Source organism: Xanthomonas arboricola pv. juglandis, from assembly GCF_001013475.1.
Classification (GTDB): Bacteria; Pseudomonadota; Gammaproteobacteria; order Xanthomonadales; family Xanthomonadaceae; genus Xanthomonas; species Xanthomonas arboricola.
Map to the genome: position 1 here is coordinate 481,736 of NZ_JZEF01000004.1, position 14,499 is coordinate 496,234.

At 65.4% G+C, this 14,499-nt stretch carries 15 protein-coding genes and 1 riboswitch; of the genes, 12 read left to right on the forward strand and 3 right to left on the reverse strand.

From position 1 onward, the window contains the following. The first annotated feature begins 386 nt into the window (after positions 1 to 386). Entirely contained in the window at positions 387 to 809 is a 423-nt protein-coding gene (gene arsC, locus XARJCFBP2528_RS17005) for an arsenate reductase (glutaredoxin) (protein ID WP_016904667.1), read from the forward strand. A gap of 211 nt (positions 810 to 1,020) precedes the next feature. Further along, complete coding sequence (def, locus tag XARJCFBP2528_RS17010) at positions 1,021 to 1,536, forward strand: peptide deformylase (protein ID WP_016904668.1); 516 nt, start codon at positions 1,021 to 1,023, stop codon at positions 1,534 to 1,536. 53 nt (positions 1,537 to 1,589) lie between these two features. Here the strand turns inward: def and ettA are convergent, their stop codons facing one another. Beyond that, on the reverse strand, positions 1,590 to 3,251 hold the full coding sequence (gene ettA / locus XARJCFBP2528_RS17015; protein ID WP_047124912.1) for an energy-dependent translational throttle protein EttA: 1,662 nt from the start codon (positions 3,249 to 3,251) through the stop codon (positions 1,590 to 1,592). A gap of 226 nt (positions 3,252 to 3,477) precedes the next feature. On the opposite strand from ettA, the gene XARJCFBP2528_RS17020 reads away from it, so the two are divergent. The 5 genes from XARJCFBP2528_RS17020 to ribD all read left to right on the forward strand — a co-directional run bounded on the left by XARJCFBP2528_RS17020 (position 3,478) and on the right by ribD (position 7,629). Continuing rightward, complete coding sequence (locus tag XARJCFBP2528_RS17020; RefSeq protein WP_016904670.1) at positions 3,478 to 3,990, forward strand: RcnB family protein; 513 nt, start codon at positions 3,478 to 3,480, stop codon at positions 3,988 to 3,990. Between the two features lie 185 nt (positions 3,991 to 4,175). Then, the gene (glyA, locus tag XARJCFBP2528_RS17025) at positions 4,176 to 5,429 is read left to right on the forward strand and encodes a serine hydroxymethyltransferase (RefSeq protein WP_016904671.1); all 1,254 of its coding nucleotides are present in this window, start codon (positions 4,176 to 4,178) and stop codon (positions 5,427 to 5,429) included. Between the two features lie 102 nt (positions 5,430 to 5,531). Beyond that, positions 5,532 to 6,056, forward strand: a complete 525-nt coding sequence (nrdR, locus tag XARJCFBP2528_RS17030; RefSeq protein ID WP_006453216.1) for a transcriptional regulator NrdR — start codon at positions 5,532 to 5,534, stop codon at positions 6,054 to 6,056. Then, complete coding sequence (locus tag XARJCFBP2528_RS17035; RefSeq protein ID WP_047124913.1) at positions 6,053 to 6,535, forward strand: GNAT family N-acetyltransferase; 483 nt, start codon at positions 6,053 to 6,055, stop codon at positions 6,533 to 6,535. Before nrdR ends, XARJCFBP2528_RS17035 begins: the two co-directional genes overlap by 4 nt. Further along, positions 6,535 to 7,629, forward strand: coding sequence for a bifunctional diaminohydroxyphosphoribosylaminopyrimidine deaminase/5-amino-6-(5-phosphoribosylamino)uracil reductase RibD (gene ribD, locus XARJCFBP2528_RS17040; protein WP_016904673.1), 1,095 nt, complete (start codon positions 6,535 to 6,537; stop codon positions 7,627 to 7,629). Before XARJCFBP2528_RS17035 ends, ribD begins: the two co-directional genes overlap by 1 nt. A gap of 77 nt (positions 7,630 to 7,706) precedes the next feature. Here ribD and XARJCFBP2528_RS17045 read toward each other — a convergent pair whose 3' ends face one another. Next, the gene (locus XARJCFBP2528_RS17045; protein ID WP_016905121.1) at positions 7,707 to 9,038 is read right to left on the reverse strand and encodes an IS4 family transposase; all 1,332 of its coding nucleotides are present in this window, start codon (positions 9,036 to 9,038) and stop codon (positions 7,707 to 7,709) included. A gap of 106 nt (positions 9,039 to 9,144) precedes the next feature. Then, entirely contained in the window at positions 9,145 to 9,768 is a 624-nt protein-coding gene (locus XARJCFBP2528_RS17050) for an outer membrane beta-barrel protein (protein WP_016905113.1), read from the reverse strand. A gap of 218 nt (positions 9,769 to 9,986) precedes the next feature. Further along, a riboswitch (FMN riboswitch) is annotated at positions 9,987 to 10,165 on the forward strand. Positions 10,166 to 10,327: 162 nt separating this feature from the next. Here XARJCFBP2528_RS17050 and XARJCFBP2528_RS17055 point away from each other — a divergent pair. From XARJCFBP2528_RS17055 to thiL, 5 genes are all read left to right on the forward strand, one after another. Continuing rightward, the gene (locus XARJCFBP2528_RS17055) at positions 10,328 to 10,930 is read left to right on the forward strand and encodes a riboflavin synthase (RefSeq protein ID WP_047124914.1); all 603 of its coding nucleotides are present in this window, start codon (positions 10,328 to 10,330) and stop codon (positions 10,928 to 10,930) included. Further along, positions 10,927 to 12,066, forward strand: coding sequence for a 3,4-dihydroxy-2-butanone-4-phosphate synthase (ribB, locus tag XARJCFBP2528_RS17060; protein WP_047124915.1), 1,140 nt, complete (start codon positions 10,927 to 10,929; stop codon positions 12,064 to 12,066). The genes XARJCFBP2528_RS17055 and ribB overlap by 4 nt, the downstream gene beginning before the upstream one ends. 251 nt (positions 12,067 to 12,317) lie before the next feature. Then, positions 12,318 to 12,782: a 6,7-dimethyl-8-ribityllumazine synthase gene (gene ribH, locus XARJCFBP2528_RS17065; RefSeq protein WP_005997267.1), complete on the forward strand. Its 465-nt coding sequence runs from the start codon at positions 12,318 to 12,320 to the stop codon at positions 12,780 to 12,782. Further along, on the forward strand, positions 12,779 to 13,258 hold the full coding sequence (nusB, locus tag XARJCFBP2528_RS17070; protein WP_039519005.1) for a transcription antitermination factor NusB: 480 nt from the start codon (positions 12,779 to 12,781) through the stop codon (positions 13,256 to 13,258). The genes ribH and nusB overlap by 4 nt, the downstream gene beginning before the upstream one ends. A 110-nt stretch (positions 13,259 to 13,368) precedes the next feature. Beyond that, on the forward strand, positions 13,369 to 14,343 hold the full coding sequence (gene thiL / locus XARJCFBP2528_RS17075; protein ID WP_047124916.1) for a thiamine-phosphate kinase: 975 nt from the start codon (positions 13,369 to 13,371) through the stop codon (positions 14,341 to 14,343). The last annotated feature ends 156 nt before the right edge of the window (positions 14,344 to 14,499 follow it).

Below are 14,499 nucleotides of genomic sequence, written 5' to 3' on the forward strand. Positions count from 1 at the left end.
CCAACCGGGCCGGAAGCCTTCCTTCCTCCCTGCGGGAGAAGGTGCCCCGAAGGGGCGGGTGAGGGGTCGTGCGAAGCCTGGTGGAGTTTGAGAGCAGGGGTCGGGTACGCCTGGGCTTCGCCCCGTACCCTCACCCCAACCCCTCTCCCGAGGGGAGAGGGGCTGTATTCCAACCCGGCCAGTGGCCCGGCCTACGCAATTAGCGCGGTCGTACCAACGCGCGCAAGCCATGCGTTGGTGGCCTGCTGGGAGATGCTTATGCCCCGCATCGGCATCGGCATCGGCATCAGCGCTTTCTTCGCGTACCTTGCGCTTGTCCCGCACGCAGCGCGTGTCATTCGACCGCAGCGCGTTACAGTCTTGACCACTCCGCGCACCAGGTCCCCATGCACGCCGTCATCTATCACAACCCCAATTGCGGGACCTCCCGCAATACGCTTGCCCTGATCCGCCATACCGGCATCGAACCGAAGATCGTTGATTACCTGCAGCACCCGCCCACCCGCGAAACACTGCAGTCCCTGATCGCCGCCGCCGGCATCCCGGTTCGCGCAGCCATGCGTCAGAAAGGCACCCCGTATCTGGAACTGGGACTCGACGATCCCACGCTGGACGACGCAGCGTTGCTGAGCGCAATGCTCACGCATCCGATCCTGATCAACCGCCCCTTCGTGCAAACCGCGTTGGGGACGCGCTTGTGCCGCCCCTCCGAACGCGTGCTCGACCTGCTGCCGCCTGCGACGAGCGGCTTCGTCAAGGAAGATGGCGAACGCGTACTGGACGATGCCGGGCAACGCGTAACGGGCTGATAGACAGATACGCGAAACATGAGGTCGCTCCACATCAAGCGCAGCCAACTCAGATCAAGATGCGAAACGCCAAGCAGCGCCACTGACGCCCCAGCGACCAATTACTAATCCCGAATCCCGAATCCCGAATCCCGAATCCCGAATCCCCAACCTCACCCCCACCTACCGCACAGGTCCTAGAATCGTCACAACGTTTCCCCGGAGCAGCCAGATGATTCGCGAGATTATCCGCATGGGCGACAAACGCCTGCTGCGCGTGGCGCCACCGGTGACCAACCTGGGCAGCGCCGAGCTGCGCACGCTGGTGGCCGACATGTTCGAGACCATGGACGATGCGCGCGGCGTCGGCCTAGCCGCACCGCAGATCGCAGTGGATCTGCAGCTGATGGTGTTCGGCTTCGAAGCCAGCGATCGCTATCCCGAGGCGCCGGCGGTGCCGCGCACCGCATTGGCCAATGCACAGATCGAACCGCTGTCGGAGGAGATGGAAAACGGCTGGGAGGGATGCCTGTCCATTCCCGGCCTGCGTGCCGTCATTCCGCGCTATCGCGTCATTCGCTACCGCGGCTTCGCGCCGGACGGCAGCCCGATCGAACGCGAGGCCGAAGGCTTCCACGCCCGCGTGGTGCAGCACGAATACGACCATCTGGTCGGCCGCCTGTACCCCTCGCGGATCGAGAACTTCGCCACCTTCGGTTTCGAGGACGTGCTGTCCTACGACCTGTGATCGCACCGCGGCATCGCATGTGACAAGGGCGCCTTGCGGCGCCCTTGTCGTGCTTACTTGAGCGCCTTGAAGCGCAGACGCTTGGGACCGGCGTCATCGCCCATGCGGCGGCGCTTGTCTTCTTCGTACTCGCGGTAGTTGCCCTGGAAGAACTCCACGTGCGACTCGCCTTCGAACGACAGGATGTGCGTGGCGATGCGATCCAGGAACCAGCGATCATGCGAGATCACGAAGGTATTGCCCGGGAACTCCAGCAATGCATCTTCCAGCGCACGCAGCGTTTCGATGTCCAGGTCGTTGGACGGTTCGTCGAGCAGCAGCACGTTGCCGCCCTGCAGCAGCGTCTTGGCCATGTGCAGACGACCGCGCTCACCACCGGAGAGCGAGCCGACCATCTTCTGCTGGTCCTGGCCCTTGAAGTTGAAGCGGCCGATGTAGGCGCGCGACTGGATCTCCACGCCGTTGATGTTGAGGATGTCCAGGCCGCCTGCGATTTCCTGGAACACGTTGTGGTTGCCCTCCAGCGCATCGCGGCTCTGGTCCACGTACGACAGCTGCACGGTCGGGCCGACCACGATCTCGCCGGAATCGGGCTTCTCCGCGCCGGTGATCATCTTGAACAGGGTCGACTTGCCGGCACCGTTGGGGCCGATGATGCCGACGATGGCGCCGGGCGGCACGATCATCGACAGATTGTCGATCAGCAGGCGGTCGCCGAACTTCTTGGAGACGTTCTTGAACTCCATCACCGCATTGCCCAGGCGCTCGCCCGGCGGGATGAAGATTTCATTGGTCTCGTTGCGGCGCTGGTAGTCCACCGACTGCAGTTCTTCCAGACGGGCCAGACGCGCCTTGCCCTTGGTACGGCCGCCCTTGGCATTCTGGCGCGACCATTCCAGTTCCTTCTGGATCGCCTTCTGACGCGACTTTTCCTGGTTGTCTTCCTGCTTGAGGCGCTCGTCCTTCTGGGTCAGCCAGTCGGTGTAGTTGCCCTTCCACGGAATGCCGCGGCCGCGATCCAGTTCCAGGATCCACTCGGCGGCGTTGTCGAGGAAGTAGCGATCATGCGTGACCGCCACCACGGTGCCGGTGTAGCGCGCCAGGAACTGCTCCAGCCATTCCACCGACTCGGCGTCCAGATGGTTGGTCGGTTCGTCGAGCAGCAGCATGTCCGGCTTCTGCAGCAGCAGGCGGCATAGCGCCACGCGGCGCTTTTCGCCACCGGACAGCTTGCCGACCACCGCGTCCCACGGCGGCAGACGCAGCGCATCGGCGGCCACGTCCAGCTGGTTTTCCAGGGTGTGCGCATCGCCGGCGGCCAGGATCGCTTCCAGGCGTTCCTGTTCCTTGGCCAGGGCGTCGAAATCGGCGCCTTCCTCGGCATAGGCCAGGTAGACCGCATCCAGCGCGGCCTGCGCCTGCAGCACGTCGCCCACGCCCTCCTCGACCGCCTCACGCACGCTGTGCTCGGGGTTGAGCTGCGGTTCCTGCGCCAGGTAGCCGACCTTGATGCCGGCCTGCGGACGGGCTTCGCCCTCGAAATCGGTATCCACGCCGGCCATGATCTTCAGCACCGTGGACTTGCCGGCGCCGTTCAGGCCCAGCAGGCCGATCTTGGCGCCCGGGAAAAAGCTCAGCGAGATGTCCTTGATGATCTGCCGCTTGGGCGGGACCACCTTGCTGACGCGGTTCATGGTGTAGATGTATTGCGACATGGGTGCTCCGTGGACGCAGGCAGCCCGCCGGCCGAGGCCGGAGGCAGCGGAAAAGGGATTGCGCCGATTATACGGGCAACCGGCTTGACCCGCGGCGGCGCGGCAGTAGCTAAACGGCAGCCTACCTTCCACCTGAATGGGCGTTTTCGTAATCGATTCCAGCAAGAATGCGTTAAGGCGGCCAGCGCCTTAATGAAATTGCGACATCGCAGACAGGAGCAATCCCATGAACCGCAAACGCATCGTGACTGTTGTGCTTTCCTCCATCCTGGCGCTGGGCTCCGTGGCCCCGGCAGCGTTTGCCGACGACTGGGGCCGCGGCCACGACCGTCGTGGTCATGACCGTGACGATCACCGCGACCGCGACCGCGATTACCGTGGCAATTGGCGCAACGACCGCCGCGACTGGCATGACGAGCGCCGGGCCGACCGCCGCGATGACCGCCGTTACCACAGCAGCGGCTACCGCGAGGGCTATCGCGATGCCCGCTATCAGGACCGTCGCTACGACCGCAACCGGGTCTATGTCTACGATCGCCCCAGCTACTACCGCGCCGGCCCGCCGCCGTGGGCCCGCGGCCAGCGTTTCCACGGCCCGGTCTACGTGATCAACGACTACGATCGCTACAACCTGCGCCGCCCGCCGTATGGCTACCGGTGGCAGCGCGACAACACCGGCAATCTGCTGCTGGTGGCCATTGCCACCGGTGTGATCGCCGACCTGGTGCTCAACAACTAGGCCTCGGCACTGGCTCGGACAGCGGGCAGGGCATCCGCAAAGGCGCACTCCGGTGCGCCTTTGTCGTTCCAGGGCGGAACCCGCCATGGCGCACCTGGCCTGCGCCAGCGTCGCAATTGGTCACCTGTCCATGCGGGGGCTTACAATCTGCGCCCCTACTGGCAACAGCTGCCCCGGAGCTCTGCATGTTCTCGCGCGACGTCCGACTGGAAACCTACGACCCCGAACTGGCCAAGGCCATCGCTGCTGAAGGCGGCCGCCAGGAGGATCACGTCGAGCTGATCGCCAGCGAAAACTACTGCAGCCCGCTGGTGATGGAAGCCCAGGGCAGCCAGCTGACCAACAAGTACGCCGAAGGCTACCCGGGCAAGCGCTACTACGGTGGTTGCGAATTCGTCGACATTGCCGAGCAGCTGGCGATCGAGCGCATCAAGCAGGTGTTCGGCGCCGATTATGCGAACGTGCAGCCGCATAGCGGCTCGCAGGCCAACCAGGCGGTGTATCTGGCGCTGCTGCAGCCCGGCGACACCATCCTGGGCATGAGCCTGGCCCACGGCGGTCACCTGACCCACGGCGCCAAGGTCAACGTTTCCGGCAAGCTGTTCAACGCCGTGCAGTACGGCGTCAACGAGCAGGGCCTGATCGACTATGACGAGGTCCAGCGACTGGCCACCGAGCACAAGCCGAAGATGGTCGTGGCCGGCTTTTCGGCGTATTCGCAGAAGATCGACTGGGCGCGTTTCCGCGCCATCGCCGACAGCGTCGGTGCGTATCTGTTCGTGGACATGGCGCATGTGGCCGGCCTGGTCGCCGCCGGTGTGTATCCGAGCCCGCTGGAGCATGCGCACGTGGTCACCTCGACCACGCACAAGACCCTGCGCGGCCCGCGTGGCGGCATCATCGTGGCCAAGGGCGCGAGCGAAGAGCTGCAGAAGAAGCTGCAGTCGATCGTGTTCCCCGGCATCCAGGGCGGCCCGCTGATGCACGTGATCGCGGCCAAGGCGGTGGCGTTCAAGGAAGCGCTGGAGCCGGAATTCAAGACCTACCAGCAGCAGGTGGTCAAGAACGCGCAGGCGATGGCCAACACGCTGATCGCGCGCGGCTACAAGATCGTGTCCGGCGGCACCGAAAATCACCTGATGCTGGTAGACATGATCGGCCGCGACGTCTCCGGCAAGGATGCAGAGGCCGCGCTCGGCAAGGCGCACATCACCGTCAACAAGAACTCGGTGCCCAACGACCCGCGCTCGCCGTTCGTCACCTCCGGCCTGCGCCTGGGCACCCCGGCAATCACCACCCGTGGTTACCTGGAGCAGGACAGCATCGACCTGTCCAACTGGATCGCCGACGTGCTCGACGCCCCCAGCGACGAAGCGGTGCTGGCCAAGGTCCGCGACGCGGTGACGGCGCAGTGCAAGAAGTATCCGGTGTATGGCTGAGATGCCGGGATTGGTGATTCGGGATTGGGGATGCGCGGCAAGCGCGTCCTTGCACCTGCTGTTGCCAATCCCTAATCCCCACTCTCCAATCCCGGCGCCCTGATGCACTGCCCCTTTTGCCAGCACAACGACACCCGCGTGATCGATTCGCGCGTGTCCGAAGACGGCACGACGATTCGTCGGCGCCGTGAGTGCGAGGCGTGCGGCGAGCGTTTCAGCACCCTGGAAACGATCGAACTCAAGCTGCCGACCGTGGTCAAGAGCGACGGCGGGCGCGAGGCCTTCGATGCGCGCAAGCTGCGCACCAGTTTCGACCGCGCGCTGCAAAAGCGCCCGGTGTCCGAAGAACAGATCGAAGCGGCGGTGCGGGCGGTGGTGCATCAGTTGCGCATGTCCGGCGAACGCGAGGTCGGCTCGCTGCGGGTGGGCGAGTACGTGATGGTCGAGCTGCGCAAGCTCGATCATGTGGGCTATGTACGCTTTGCCTCGGTGTACCGCAGCTTCCAGGACGTTGCCGATTTCCGCGAGGAAATCGAAAAGCTCGAGCGCGAGCTCCCGGTCGGCATCGAGCAGTTGCCGTTGCTGGAAGCGGCCCTGGAGCGCGCCGGCAAGCCCGGCAAGCGGTGAGGGCGATGCGCATCGCCTGCGTGGCCGACACGCCGCAGCTGCTGCCCGCCCTCGCGCAGGCGCATCTGCAGGCCTTCGGCAGCCTGTTGCCGGACTGGAATTTCGATCAGGCCTTGCGCGAGTTGCGCAGCCACAGCCGCGACGGCGTGATCCCGACCACCTGGGTTGCGCTCGATCAGGCACAGTGGCTCGGGTCGGTCAGCCTGCTGGAAAACGACGATGCGCGTATTCGCCAGTGGTCGCCCTGGCTGGCGTCGCTGTACGTGCAGCCGCAGGCGCGCGGGCAGGGCATCGGCGAGACGCTGGTGACGCACTGCGTGCAGGCCGCCGCGCGCATGGGCGTGCCGGCCTTGTACCTGTATTGCCAACCAGTGCTGGTGCCGTTTTATCAGCGGCTGGGCTGGCAGACGCATGCAGAATTACTGCTGGGGCCGCTGCAGATTGTGGTGATGTGTATCGAACCGCAAGCGGCACCGTAATGAGCGCAACGGCCGACGATCATCGCTGGATGGCGCAGGCATTGCGCCTGGCCGAGCGTGGCGCCTACACCACGCGCCCCAATCCGATGGTCGGCTGCGTGATCGTGCGCGATGGCGTGTGCGTGGGCGAGGGCTTTCATCAACGTGCCGGCGGCCCGCATGCGGAAGTGTTCGCGCTGCGCGCGGCCGGCGCGCTGGCGCGTGGCGCCACCGCTTACGTCACGCTGGAGCCGTGTGCGCACTACGGACGCACACCGCCCTGTGCGCTGGCCTTGATCGATGCCGGCGTTGCACGTGTGGTTGCGGCGATGGCCGACCCGTTTCCGCAGGTCAACGGCGGCGGGTTTGCGCTGCTGCGCGAGGCTGGGATCGAAGTGCTTAGCGGTGTTCTGCAGGCACAGGCGCGCGCGCTGAATCGTGGGTTTCTGTCGCGGGTGGAGCGTGGGCGGCCGTGGTTGCGGGTCAAGCTCGGCGCCAGCCTGGATGGACGTACGGCGCTGGCCAGCGGTGAATCCAAGTGGATCACCGGAAGTGACGCGCGTGCAGACGTGCAGCGCTGGCGTGCGCGTGCGGGCGCAATCCTCACTGGTGCGGGCACGGTGCTGGCCGACGACCCCTCCATGACGGTGCGGCTGGGCGATGACACGCCGGTCGTGCCGCCGCTACGCGTGGTGCTCGATGCCGGGCTGCGGACGTTGGCGTGCAGGAACCTGTGTCAGGGCGATGCGCCCACGCTGTATCTGCATGGCGAGGATGTCGCCGCGCCGTCGCTGGACGATGTGCAGTTCCTTGCGATGCCGTTGCAAGCCGGCCGCTTCGATCTGACAGCGGTGTTGGCCCTGCTTGGCGAGCGCGGCATCAACGAGGTGCATGTGGAAGCTGGCGCAACGCTGGGTGGTGCGCTGCTGCAGGCCGGGCTGGTCGACGAGCTGCTGGTCTACATGGCGCCGGTACTGCTGGGCGATACCGCCAGGCCGCTGCTGGCCGGGCTGGGCATCGAGACGATGGCGCAGCGCGCTGCGTTGCAGCTGCTGGATGTGCGCCAGCTGGGTCAGGATCTGCGTCTGCGCTATGCGCCGGTTGTTGCCGGGTGAGCGCTGCATGGCGCGCGCGATGCCGCGCAGCTGTGCTGTTGCGCGCATGAAAAAGGCCCCGCATGCGGTAATGCTGTTCACTTAGGCGGAGCAGCCTTCCGATCTACCGGATAGCGGGTCTTCGAGATCTTCACCGTCCTTGGCCGGGTAGGCCTTGGACGGTGATCGAGGAACAGGCTCGCGATGCCTGAGCGAAGCTGGGATAAGCGTCTTCCTGTGGCGGAAGCTGGATTGGCTGCGGCCATCACGATGAGTTGCACTGCGATGTACTGGCAAACCGGTTTGAATCGGATGTCCGAAGGCGTTTTGCCAAACGCCTCCGCTGCCTGACCGGCTTCACGTCGAATGATGTTGTAAGCCAGCAGCAACCCCCAGACCTCCTGGTACACCAAGTCGATCTTCTTGCTACGTAAGGTCGTCGCGTTGTGCTGCATCGAGCTTTTGATGTCGCGCAAACTCAGTTCGATTTCCCATCGCTCCTGGTAAAGCAGTGCGACAGACTTGGTGCTGTAAGTGGTGACAGGCAACGAGGTCAGCACCGACTTTCTCTTCCCCTGATGCAGATAGCTCACTTCACGTACGTCCCAGTGCGTGGGAAGCGCTGGATTGCGTTTTCTGGCCTGCGGCGAGACACGCATGCGCAGTAACCGATCATCAGTGCCATAACGCGTGATTTCCTCAGCCACCAGGCCTTTGCGTGCTGGTGTCAGCCAGTGGCGTGCAGTGCCAGTGTTGGCTAGCGAAAGCAACAGATCAGCGCTCCAGAATCCTTTGTCGAACAAGGTGACCGAATGGTCGGGAATGGAGTGTAGAAACGGCTCGCTCAAGCGAATTTCGCTGCGCCGGTACGGACTGAGCTGGGCATTGAGCAAGACATGCGAGCGTACGTTCATCAGTGCAACCAATCGCAGCATGGGAAATGGTGTCTGACGGTCCGTGCTGGTATTACCGGAACCAAAATGTTCGCGCAGTTCTTCAGTGTCTGGCGTCCGCAGCAGCGCGCCATCCACGGCAAAGACCTGCAATCCCTGCCATTCATCGCCTTTGTAGCGTTCGCATCCCCACTGCGCCCCAGTCGTTGCAAACAGGTGGTGGACCGGGTCGGCGCCCAGTCGCGCGCGCGCCTGACTGACACCGCTGCGAGCCAACAGATCTTCTGAGGCCAGCCCTTGTGCGCAGATGTTCAAACGACGTGCGACCTCGTGCACCGGTTCGTCACGGAACAACGCCATGCCCAGGACAAGCCACAACACCTGATCACTGGGAAGACGCCGACGCCGGATGCTGGCCTTGGAAGACAGTTCCAGCGCGCTGGCCACCCACTCCACCGGAATATTCTGCGTAAACGTGCTCAGGTCGGAGAAGTTGAACAGATCGCCAAGGTCGAACAGCTGCTGTTGAAGGGACACAAAAAATCCGATACCAGAGGTCTGATACCAGATTTTCGGTAACTCAATTGCTTAAGTGAACAGCATTACCCGCATGCGGGGCCTTGGTGTATCTGAGTCGCGTCGATCAGAAGCTTGCGCGCACGCCGACCTTGTACTGGTTGGCGTCGTCGATGAACTGCGCTTCTGCGACCAGGCCCCAGGTGCGGGTGAAGTTGACCTGACCACCCAGGGTGCCGACGAACTCGCCTTCGTCCACGTCGCTACCGTCGATATAGCCGGCCTTGATCCAGGCTTCGGTCCGCGGCGAGGGCTTGCCGCGCAGGCCCAGGTTGGCGAAGCCCAGGTTGGTCGAATCCGATGCGCTACCCAGTCTGCGGCCGTTGACGCGCGATTCGACTTCGCCTTTGTTGCGGAGGGCAGCGACGTCGGCGGTGAACTCCACACGCTCGGTCATTTCCTGGCGATAACCGATACCAACGTGTGCCTGCTGCACAGTGATGTCTGCAGTGATACCAGGAAACGGGCTGTAATTCTCGGTCGCGCGCTGGTAGCCAGCAAAGACGTACACCGGCTCGGCAATCTGCCAGGAGCCTCGGAGGTAGCCACCGTCGAGATCGTCGGCGTCGCCGTCTACACCGATCTCGGTCCGGTTCCAGCCGCCTTCGACGTAGGAATAGCTCAGGCCTTCGGCCGAAGCAGCAAACGGTGCGGCGGCCAGCAGGGCAGCCAGAATCAGGGTGTTACGCATTGGATGTCTCTCTCCGAATTGATGTCCGTGTCTCCGTCCCGTTGCGGGAGGGAAAAAGCGACGTCTCCCGTCGCGGCGCGTAAATTAACAGATCCTTCACAATCCTGGCTATGGGGGATTTCCCCACATGACGCAGTGTCCTGCCAGCCTTAGCCCACGCTCAGCCATCGCGCCGATGTGCCCTGTTAGACTTTGCGCACCGGTTCGCCGGTACTCACGAACGTCTTCAGGGCGGGGTGCGATTCCCCACCGGCGGTAGGCATGCGCAAGCATGCGAGCCCGCGAGCGCTTGCACTTCAGGGTTGAGCGGATCCACGCGAAACCCCTGCTGCGCAAGGTCAGCAGATCCGGTGCGATGCCGGGGCCGACGGTATAGTCCGGATGAAAGAAGACGGCCAACGCGCAGCCTTGCGGCTGTGCGCGCGCCTGTTTGCCTTGTGGCGTTTTTCGCTCAACTCCTGCGAGAAACGACTATGTCCATGCGTCACCCGTCGCGCTGCGTCGCGATCTTCCACCGCACCCCGTCCGCGCTGTCGTCATCAACGACGGGGGTGCGCTGATGTTTACCGGAATCATCGAAGGCGTCGGCCATCTGGCGGCGCGCCAGCCGCAGGGCGGCGATGTGCGTTTCACCTTTGCCACCGGCAACCTGCCGTTCGAGGCGGTGCAACTGGGCGAGAGCATTGCCGTCAACGGCGTGTGCCTGACCGTGATCGCCTTCGATGCCGGCAGCTTCCAGGCCGATGCCTCCACCGAAACCCTGTCGCTGACCACGTTGGGCGCCTTGCCGGAAGGCGCGTTGCTCAATCTGGAGCGTGCGATGCGCCCGACCGACCGCCTCGGCGGGCATCTGGTCAGCGGGCATGTCGACGGTCTGGGCCAGGTGCAGTCGGTACATGGCGATGCGCGCGCGCAGCGCTGGCGGTTTGCCGCCCCGCCGGCGGTGTTGCGCTATGTCGCCAAGAAGGGCTCGATCTGCGTGGACGGGGTCAGCCTCACCGTCAACGAAGTGGACGCGGACGGCTTCGAGGTCGCGTTGATTCCGCACACGGTGGCCAACACCGCGTTTGCGCAGACCGCGGTTGGCGCGGCGGTGAATCTGGAAATCGACCTGGTGGCGCGCTATGTCGAACGCCTGCTCGGCACGCGGGGTACGGCATGAATTTCGCACCCGTTCCGGAATTGATCGAGGAACTGCGCGCCGGCCGCATGGTGGTGATCGTCGATGACGAGGACCGCGAGAACGAAGGCGATCTGATCATGGCGGCCGAGCTGGTCAAGCCGTCGGACATCAATTTCATGGTGACCCACGCGCGCGGGCTGGTGTGTCTGTCGCTGACTCGCGAGCGCTGCGCGCAGCTCGGCCTGGCGCCGATGGTGCGCAACAACACCGCGCAGTTCCAGACCAACTTCACCGTCAGCATCGAGGCGGCCGAAGGCGTGACCACCGGCATCTCCGCCTACGACCGCGCGCACACCGTGCGCACCGCGGTGCGGCCGGATGCCAAGCCGCAGGATCTGAGCCAGCCGGGGCATATCTTCCCGCTGATCTCCCAGCCCGGCGGCGTGCTGACCCGCGCCGGCCATACCGAAGCGGCCAGCGACCTGCCGATGCTGGCCGGGCTGGAACCGGCCGGCGTGCTGGTGGAAGTGCTCAACCCGGACGGCAGCATGGCGCGGCGCCCGCAGCTGGAAGTGTTCGCACGCGAGCACGGGCTGAAGATGGGCTCGATCGCCGATCTGATCGCCTACCGCCTGGCCAACGAGCACACCGTCGAGCGCGTGGACGAGCGCGAGATCAGCACCGAGTTCGGCCCGTTCATGCTGGTGACCTACCGCGACCGCATCGCCCACGACCTGCACTTTGCGCTGGTGCGCGGCACTGCCGATCCGGCCACGCCGACGCTGGTGCGTGTGCAGGTGGAAAACCCGCTGGCCGATCTGCTGCACTGGCAACGCGACGACTTTGGCGTAGCCGCCACCGATGCCTTGCGTGCGATCGCCGCCGAAGGGCAGGGCGTGATGGTGGTGCTGTCGGCACCGCGCGACAGCGAATCCTTGCTGGCGCGGCTGCGCCAGCAACCGGAAGCGGCCACCAACGCCAAGGACGTCAGCCAGTGGCGGCGCAACGGGGCCGGGGCGCAGATCCTGGCCGAACTGGGCCTGGGCAAGCTGCGCGTGCTGGGCACGCCGCGGCGTCAGGTGGGCCTGGCCGGGTTCGGGCTGGAGGTGGTGGAATACCTGGAATGCCACGCGGGCGAAGGGATGCGCTCGGTGCCAGCGGCCGCGCTGCCCTGACGTAGCGCGGGCGGCCTGGAGCCGCCGCTGTCCGGTGGTTGCCGGAGGCGCAGCAGGAACCGCGCTGTCCGAGCGGCTCGCGCGGTTGTTGCGCATCGACCATGCCAGCTGCCCCAGCCCGTGCTGCGCGCTCCACAATCGTTTCCTGGCGACATGGCCGGGGCTGCTTCGGCACCCCGGCCGCCACGCACCAGCCGGGGCCAGGCCCCGGCAGCTGTTAAACTTGCCGCCCCCTCGAGTTGCCGACCCGCATGACCCACTACGAAGGCGATCTCCGCCCCACCACCGCGCGCTTTGCGATCATCGCCAGCCGCTGGAATGCCCGCATCACCGACGCGTTGGTCACCGGTGCGCGTCAGAGCCTGGCCGGCAACGGCATCGGCGAGGACGCCATCGACGTGATCCGCGTGCCGGGCGCCTGGGAAATTCCGATCGCCGCCAACCGCCTGGGGCAATCCGGACAGCATGCGGCGATCATCGCGCTGGGCTGTGTGATCCGCGGCGACACCCGCCACTACGAACACGTGGCCGACCTGTGCGCCGAAGGCCTGATGAGCGTGCAGTTGCAGACCGGCGTGCCGGTGCTCAACGGCGTGCTGGCGGTCGAGCGCGTGGAAGATGCCGAGGCGCGTGCCGGTGGCAGCCATGGCAACAAGGGCGAAGAATGCGCGCTTGCGGCATTGGAACTGGTCAATTTGATGGAGTTGTTGCCATGAGCAAGTCCGGTGGACACGCCCGCCACGTCCGTCGCGACGGCATCGACCCGGTGCTGCGTTCGCGCGCGCGTCGGCGTGCCTTGCAGGCGGTGTATGCCTGGCAGATTTCCGGCGGGTTCGCCAAGCAGGTGATCTCGCAGTTTGCGCATGAGCAGGCGCACGAAGTGGCCGATCTGGCCTATTTCGAAAACCTGGTCGAAGGCGTGCTGAGCAACCGCGCCGAGCTCGACACCGCGCTGACGCCGTATCTGGATCGCGGCGTGGAAGAAGTCGACGCGATCGAGCGCGCAGTGCTACGCCTGGCTGCCTACGAGCTGCTGTATCGCCAGGACGTGCCGTACCGCGTGGTGATCAACGAAGCGATCGAAACCGCCAAGCGCTTCGGCTCCGAACACGGCCACACCTACGTCAACGGCGTGCTGGATCGCGCCTCGGTGGAGTGGCGCAAGGTGGAGTCGGGCGCTAACGGCGCCTGAGGCGCCGCGGGAATGGAGAGTCGGGAATGGGGAATCGTAAGAGCACCATCTCCGATATCTCCTGACGCGCTTTTGCGATTCCCGATTCCCTTCTCCCGATTCCCGCCCACATGCCCGAATTCGATCTAATTGCCCGCTTGCGCGCGCGCATTGCGGCGCGTGTGGATGTGCCGTTGGGGATTGGCGACGATGCGGCATTGCTGCAGCCGCCGCCGGGCGAGCAACTGGCGATCACCGCCGATACGCTCAATGCGGGCGTGCATTTTCCGCACGAGACGCGCGCCGAGGATCTGGGCTGGAAGACGCTGGCGGTCAATCTGTCCGACCTGGCGGCGATGGGCGCGCAGCCGCGCTGGTGCACCTTGTCGCTGTCGTTGCCGCACGACGATGCCGCATGGGTCGACGCATTCGCCGATGGATTCTTTGCACTGGCCGATGCGCATGACATTGCGCTGGTCGGTGGCGACACCACACGCGGGCCGTTGGCGTGCGCGGTGACCGCGATCGGCAGCCTGCCGCCGGGTGCGGCGCTGCGTCGCGATGGCGCACGTGTGGGCGATGACGTCTGGGTCACCGGCGCGCCGGGCGAGGCGGCGGCGGCCTTGTCGCTATGGCAAGCCGGCCAGCTGGACGTGACCTGCGCGGCGGCCGATCCGTTGCACGAACTGTGGCGCGGCCGCCTGCTGCGCCCGCAGCCGCGCGTGCAGGCCGGGCTGCGCTTGCGTGGGCTTGCGCATGCCTGTGTGGACATCTCCGACGGCTTGCTGGCCGATCTGGGCCATCTGTGCGAACGCAGCGGTGTGGGCGCGCAGCTGGCGCTGGCGGCACTGCCGGCGATGCCGCGCAGCACCGGGATCAGCGCGCTGCAATGCATCGGTTGGCAACTCGGCGGCGGCGACGACTACGAGCTGTGCTTCACCGCCGCCGTGCAGCACCGTGACGCGGTGGCGCAGGCAATGGACTTCGCCGGAGTCGCGGTGACGCGCATCGGCCAGATCGTCGCCGAGCCGGGCGTGGTGGTCCACGACGCCGATGGCAACCCGTGGCAGCCGCCGCAACGCGGATATCAGCACTTCGTGGGCTGAGCTGAGCGCGCGGGAGGCGTGGCGCGGGCGTGCTGCATCGCAGCCAACGTCTGCAGGTCGGGAGCGGCCATGCGATGGCGTCCGCCGGCTTGCACTTCAGCACGTGCCAGCCATTGCGGCGCCTACGCTCCCGCCTCCCGCCTCCCGCCTCCCGCC